The organism is Bacteroides sp. CAG:633 (genome assembly GCF_000435115.1).
Taxonomy (GTDB): domain Bacteria; phylum Bacteroidota; class Bacteroidia; order Bacteroidales; family Bacteroidaceae; genus Bacteroides; species Bacteroides ndongoniae.
The window spans coordinates 17,412-22,202 of the sequence record NZ_FR883126.1 but is presented as its reverse complement, the minus strand read 5'-3'; the positions used below and the strand labels follow the sequence as shown (position 1 = coordinate 22,202).

The following is a 4,791-nucleotide window of genomic DNA, read 5'->3' as shown; positions in this document are numbered from 1 at the left end:
GCAAGTGTCGCTCACGAGCCGTACAAGTGTTTTATAAAAGGGGTATCTGTACCTTATTTCCGACTGAGTTCGTCGCGGACTACAGCCATCATTCCTTCGACCTGGGCCAAGGCCAGCATGCGTCCGTGGAAGGAGTATCCCGGATTGTAGCCTTTGGTTTCGTCGCCCAGCATGGTGCGTCCGTGGTCCACGCGCATGGGCAGTGCGGGGTTCTCCTGTTCGAAGATGCGGATCAGGTCGATCAGATGTCCGCGTCCTTCGAGGTGCGAGCTTTCGATGAAGTTGCCGCCCGGCATGGCTTTTGTGCTGCGCAGGTGGACAAAGTGGGTGCGCTTGGCAAACTTGCGGGCCAGTTCGCGGGTGTCGTTCTGCTCGCCTGCACTGAGCGAGCCGGCGCAGAAGGTCAGGCCGTTGTGCGGATTGTCCACAGCTTGCAGGAACCATTCGATGTCGGCCTCGTCCGTTACGATGCGTGGCAGCCCCAGCACCTGGAAGGGAGGATCGTCGGGGTGAACGCACATGTTGACACCGTATTCATCGCACACCGGCATAACGGCTGCCAGGAAGTAGCGCATGTTCTCGCGCAGAGCATCGCGGTCGATGCCTTTGTACAAAGCCAGCAGGTTGCGGAAGATGTTTACGGGGTTCTTGTCGCCTTCCTTGATATTGCCGTTGACGAAGCCTTGTGTCTTGACGATGATGGTATCAATCAGTTCATCCTTTTCGGCTTCAGTAATGGTTTTGTCCAGTTCGGCCACCTTCTGCAATTCTTCGGCGGTATAGTCGGCTTCGGCTCCTTCGCGTTGCAGAATCTTGACGTCGAAGTAGGCAAAGCGGATGCGGTCGAAGTAAAGGGAAGAAGTCCCGTCGGCCCAAGGGTGTTGCAGGTCGGTGCGTATCCAGTCGATGACCGGCATGAAGTTGTAGCATACGGTTTTGATGCCGGCCTTGCCCAGATTGGCCAGACTGACTTTGTAGTTTTCAATCAGTTGTTCCCGTTCGGGACCGGCGTATTTGATAGCCTCGCATACGGGCAGGCTTTCTACCACCGACCAGCGCAGGCCGTGCGCTTCGATGTAACTTTTCAGGTCGTTGATGGCCTCCAGGGTCCAGATTTCACCGTTGGGCACATCGTGCAGAGCGGTGACAATACCTTCTACGCCAATCTGGCGCAGCATATCGAGCGTGATTTTGTCTTTCTTACCAAACCATCTCCAAGTCTTTTCCATACTATATTATATTTATTGTTTTGTGGGTTTAACGCTGCAAATATAATCACAGTTTTCTAAAGTCAGTCATCTTACGGTGGCTATCTTTATCTGTTGCGGTTCAGCAGTTCTCCTGAAGGACATTCGTAGTTGCTGATACCGAGTTGTACTTTCTCTAAGTCGTCCAACTCGTGTATGGGGCGTTCGATGTCGTAGGGTATGGGCATTTGCGAGAATTGTTGGAAGTAGAGCAGACAAGCGTCTTTCCACCAGACGGCATCGCGTGCCTGGATTTTCAGGCGCGACTGTACATCCTTGAAGCAGTCTGCATCGACGAATGCCTCGGCTTTGTCCCATGTTTTCTGGAACTCTTTGACCTGCTGCACGCCGGCGTCGTAGTGGCGGCACAATTCGTCCCAAAGGGTACGGCCGCTTTTCATCGTGTGCCCCCAGGGTACGTGGTGGAACCATAGCAGGTATTCTTCGGGACAGGTGGCGAGGTCGTTGTAGAGGCGGGCCAGCGAGTCGGGATATTGTGCTACGGCATTGCTGCCTGTCGAACTGCGGTCGAAACCGATACCTTGTGCGTCGGCCTTGTGATAATAGCTCGGCAACCAGTCGGGGCGTGCGCCGGGCACTTTACACCAGGGCTCGGGACCATAGTGGTGTCCCCAGGCAAAGAGGTGATGCAGGCCGAGCGGCATCATATAGTCGACAACGGCTTCGCGGCTTTCGAGCATCATCTTCTTCAGGTCGGTATGAATCGGGCTGATGTCCGTTACTCCTTCCTTATAAATAGTTTGCTTCAGCCATTCGTCTGCAATCTCGTCGGAACCGAGTTGCGGATTCCATGCCAGACGGCCGAAGGCGTACCAGTTGGCTTGCGCAAAGGGATGTCCGCACCAGTTAGCGTCCGTACCGATGTTGCTGACTCCGGCAATGGCTTTCAGCGAAGTGGCAGGTACAAATCGGAAGAACTCTTCCCACATGGGAGCCAGGTAGGCAATGTGGTTGGAGTGTCCCAGATACTCCTGCGTAATCTGGAATTCGGCCATCAGGGACGTATGCTCCATACTGCCGAACAGCGGGCTGTACGGTTCGCGTGGCTGGAAGTCGACCGGGCCGTTCTTGACCTGTACGATGACGTTCGGACGGAACTGTCCGTCCAGTGGCTGGAATTCGAGATAGGCCTGTTTGGCGCGGTCGGCATCCGAGGGACTGTAGACGAAAGCGCGCCACATGACAATACCTTTATAAGGCTTCAAGGCATCGGCCAGCATGTTGGCACCTTCGGCATGAGTGCGCCCGAAGTCGCAAGGGCCGGGCTGGCCTTCGGAGTTGGCTTTCACTAAGAATCCGCCGAAATCGGGGATCAGTTTGTAGATTTCTTTGGTTTTGTTTTTCCACCAACGGATGACTTCTTTGTCCAAAGGATCGGCGGTGGGCAGGCTGTCGAGTACCATAGGAGAAGCAAAGTTGACGGACAGGCATACCCGTATGCCATACGGGCGGAAGACGTCGGCCAGGGCTTTTACTTTTTGCAGGTATTCGGCAGATAATATTTGTGGAGATGCGTTTACGTTGTTCAGCACTGTGCCATTGATGCCGATAGAGGCATTGGCGCGTGCATAGGCTTCATAGCGGTCGGAAAGAGTATTGGGCAGTTCGTCCCAGTTCCAAAGTGATTTGCCGGCATATCCGCGTTCGATGGTGCGGTCCATATTGTCCCAATGGTTGAGGATGCGGAGCTGGTAGGCCGGGTTTTCGATAATTTCGTTGTCTGTTTTCAGGTCGTTGCTTTGAAGGGCCTGTAATCGGAGCAGGTGGTAGGCACCATACAGAAGACCGGTTTCGTCGGGCGAGGTAATGGTCAGTCCGTTCGAAGTGTGCCGGATGCGGAATCCGTCTTTGTCCAGTTGCTTGTCCTTTTTCAGTTCAAGGGTTACAGGTGCTCCTTGCCACGCCTGCTGCAATTCCCGCGTAGCAAGGCCGATGGTCGGCGATTGCTTGTTGGCTGTGACTTGTGCATGCGCATTCTGTGGTTGCCGGAGCCACAGACGGCTTCCGTCTTCGGCCTGCAAGATCGAGAATGAAGACAATAGGAGACCTATAAGAAGATAGATTTTATGTTTCATGCTTTTGTATCATTAAGGATTGGTTTACCAAACAGAGAGTGCATAGCTTCTTTCGGTCACAGGCAGTTTTCCGGATGGCCGGCTGAAGTTATGCACTCTTATATATTACTGACAGGGACGTCTGCTTATTTGCCTCCTCCGTCGATGGTCAGGATGCGGCCGTTTTCGTCGTACTCCAGTTCGCACACTTTCAGGCTGCGGAGCCATGATTTTCCGCCTGAAGGCACGCTGTCGTGATGGAACAGGTACCACTTGCCTTTGTATTCTACAATGGAGTGATGGGTAGTCCAGCCAACAACAGGTGTCAGGATGACTCCCTGATAGGTGAAGGGGCCGTAAGGGTTGTCACCGATGGCATAGCACAGCATGTGGGTATCGCCGGTAGAATAGGAGAAGTAATACTTGCCATTGTACTTGTGCATCCAGCTGGCTTCGAAGAAGCGGTGCGGGTTGTTGGCTTTCAGCGGCTCGCCGTTCTCATCGACTACCAGTACAGGACGGGGCTCTTCGGCAAATTGAAGCATGTCTTTGCTCAGCTTAACCACACGGCTTGGCAATGCAGGCTGGTCGCCTTCGGGCAGTTCGGGGATTTCCAAGGCTTTGTTGTCCTTGTAACGCTGGAGTTGTCCGCCCCAGATGCCGCCGAAATACATGTAATAGTCTTCGCCTTCTTTCAGTACGGCAATGTCGATACTGTAGCTGCCGCGGATGGGATCGGGCTGGGGAATGAACGGGCCTTCGGGACGGTCGCCGATGGCTACACCGATACGGAAGATGTCTGTTTTGTCCTTCAGCGGGAAGTACAGGTAATATTTGCCGTCTTTTTCGGCTACATCGCTGTCCCACAGCTGACGGCCTGCCCAGGGAATGTCGGCAATGTCGAGTGCCTTGCCATGGTCGATGACTTCGCCGTGCATGGGATCGTCGGTCGAAAGTACGTGGCTGTCCTTCATTACATATTGGTCGCCGTTGTCGTTTTCAACATTGGCACATTCCCAATCGTGCGAAGGGTAAATGTAGATGCGGTCGTTGAATACATGTACCGATGGGTCGGCCATGTAGTCGGCCGGGAATAAGTATCTTTTTTCTTTTTCCATAATGCGTTGTTTTTAAAGGTTATTTTGGTTGGTTTTCAGTTGTCTTATTTTCGTTTATCAGTTCTTTCAGGAATGGTTTCATCTCGTAGTTGCGGTCGAACAGCAGGGGATATTCCTTGCGTCCGCGTACCGGGAAATTGTTTTTCCACGAATCACCATCGCTTACTCCCCAGGCAGTTACACGCTCTACAATGTCGGCATGTTTCAGGAAGAGGTTGAAGAATGCTTTCATGCGTGCGTTCCATACGGCGGATACCGAGTCGGGCAGAGCTTCAGGATAAGGGTTCATCGCTTTGCTGAATGCTACCGTATCGCTGATGTTAGCTGTTTCATGCACGGTAGGAAGAGCAC

General features: G+C 53.2%; 4 protein-coding genes. All 4 read right to left on the bottom strand.

Annotated elements, in window-relative coordinates; translation table 11 throughout:
- Window positions 1–53: 53 nt before the first annotated feature.
- Entirely contained in the window at window positions 54–1,229 is a 1,176-nt protein-coding gene (gene uxuA / locus QVP67_RS12470; protein ID WP_022163893.1) for a mannonate dehydratase, read from the bottom strand.
- Between the two features lie 86 nt (window positions 1,230–1,315).
- Window positions 1,316–3,343 (bottom strand): alpha-glucuronidase family glycosyl hydrolase, encoded by a 2,028-nt coding sequence (locus QVP67_RS12465; RefSeq protein ID WP_022163892.1) that lies wholly within the window; start codon window positions 3,341–3,343, stop codon window positions 1,316–1,318.
- A gap of 125 nt (window positions 3,344–3,468) precedes the next feature.
- A complete protein-coding gene (locus QVP67_RS12460; protein ID WP_022163891.1) occupies window positions 3,469–4,440 on the bottom strand; it encodes a glycoside hydrolase family 43 protein in 972 nt (323 codons plus the stop codon).
- A gap of 19 nt (window positions 4,441–4,459) precedes the next feature.
- Window positions 4,460–4,791, bottom strand: a 332-nt coding sequence (locus QVP67_RS12455) for an endo-1,4-beta-xylanase (RefSeq protein WP_288180180.1), incomplete at its 5' end; no start/stop codon positions are given.

Bases quoted from the DNA above. Each gene is read 5' to 3' on its own strand.
- uxuA (WP_022163893.1), bottom strand. From the start codon at position 1,229: ATGGAAAAGACTTGGAGATGGTTTGGTAAGAAAGACAAAATCACGCTC.
- QVP67_RS12460 (WP_022163891.1), bottom strand. From the start codon at position 4,440: ATGGAAAAAGAAAAAAGATACTTATTCCCGGCCGACTACATGGCCGAC.
- QVP67_RS12465 (WP_022163892.1), bottom strand. From the start codon at position 3,343: ATGAAACATAAAATCTATCTTCTTATAGGTCTCCTATTGTCTTCATTC.